Origin of the sequence: Streptomyces sp. NRRL B-24572, from assembly GCF_002156145.1 — a bacterium.
GTDB classification, from domain to species: Bacteria; Actinomycetota; Actinomycetes; order Streptomycetales; family Streptomycetaceae; genus Streptomyces; species Streptomyces vietnamensis.
This window is the reverse complement of record NZ_MWIG01000507.1, coordinates 1-1,279: the sequence shown is the minus strand read 5'-3', so window position 1 is coordinate 1,279 and position 1,279 is coordinate 1. Positions and strand designations below refer to the sequence as shown.

At 77.3% G+C, this 1,279-nt stretch carries 2 protein-coding genes; one reads left to right on the top strand and one right to left on the bottom strand.

Annotation, left to right across the window (positions count from 1 at the left end):
• Positions 1-826: B12-binding domain-containing protein (locus CCN56_RS28085; protein ID WP_107484235.1), on the top strand; the 826-nt coding region annotated here is incomplete at its 5' end.
• Positions 827-943: 117 nt separating this feature from the next.
• Here the strand turns inward: CCN56_RS28085 and CCN56_RS28080 are convergent.
• On the bottom strand, positions 944-1,279 hold a 336-nt coding region (locus CCN56_RS28080), incomplete at its 5' end, for an RNA polymerase sigma factor (protein WP_143664645.1).

The following is a 1,279-nucleotide window of genomic DNA, read 5'->3' as shown; positions in this document are numbered from 1 at the left end:
CCCCCCCGCCGAGGCCGCGAGGACCGCACGGCAGGCGCGGACGTCGGCGGGGTCGAACGTTCCCGATGTCGCCCCCGACGCCCCCGCGGCCCCCGGGAGGGCCCGCCGCCCCGGACCCGGCAGCGGCCTGCCGCAGGCCGACGTGCGGCAGGAGGCCCGCGGGCTCGCCCGCGCCGCCGTACGCCTCGACGGCCCCGCCATGGAGGGGCTGCTCCAGGAGGCGCTGGCCGGGCACGGCCTGGTCACCGCGTGGCAGGAGATCATGGTCCCCACGCTGCACGCCGTGGGCCGCAGGTGGGAGTCGTCCGGCGACCGCTACGTCGAGGTGGAGCACCTGCTCTCCTGGCACATCTCCACCGCACTGCGCCGGGCCGCCGTGACCGGCCCGGCGACGGCTTCCCCGGCCGCCCCGGTCGTGCTGGCGTGCGTCCCCGGGGAGCAGCACACGCTGCCCCTGGAGGCACTCGCGGCGGGACTGGCCGAGCGGGGCCTGCCGACCCGGATGTTCGGCGCGGCGGTGCCCGCGGAGGCCCTCGACGCGGCGGTGCGACGCTCGGGGGCGGCCGCCGTCGCCCTCTGGTCCCAGGCGAGGTCCACCGCGAGCCACGCCCTGGCCCGGCACGTCGCGGGGACGGCGTTCGGGGTACGGGGAGCGCGCACGGCCCCGGTGGTCCTGCTGGCGGGCCCCGGCTGGCTCGGCCGGCCCCCGGCTGCCGGCATGATGCGTCCCACCGGGCTGGCCGAGGCCCTCGGCCTGATCTCCCGGTTGTACGGGAAACCCGACGTGAGCGAGGAGTTGCACGGGGAACCGGCCGTGAGCGAGTAGTTGCACGGGGAACCGGCCGTGAGCGCGGAGTCGTACGGGAAACCCGACGCGAGCGCGGAGGAGTGACCCCGCCGCATCGAGGGCGAGGCGCTCGGGCGCTCTGCCCGCGGGGCGGGATCAGCCACCGGTCGCGGCGAGCTCGAGACCGTGGCGCATCCGCCGGAGGCCGCGGCGGGCATGGCTCTTGACCGTGCCGAGCGGCATGCCGGTGCGGTCGGCGATCTGCGTCTGGGTCAGGTCGGCGAAGTAGGCGAGCTCCAGGACGTCGCGCTGGACGCGGGGCAGCCGGGCCAGTTCCTCGGTGACGACGAGCCGGTCGATGATCTGCTCCAGGCCTTCCTGGGAGCCGCCCGTGTGCTCCAGGGCGTCGCCGAGGGCCGCGGCGAGCTCGGTGCGCCGGGTGCGGGCGGTCAGCGCGTCGGCGATCTTCCGGCGGGTGATGCCGGTGAGCCA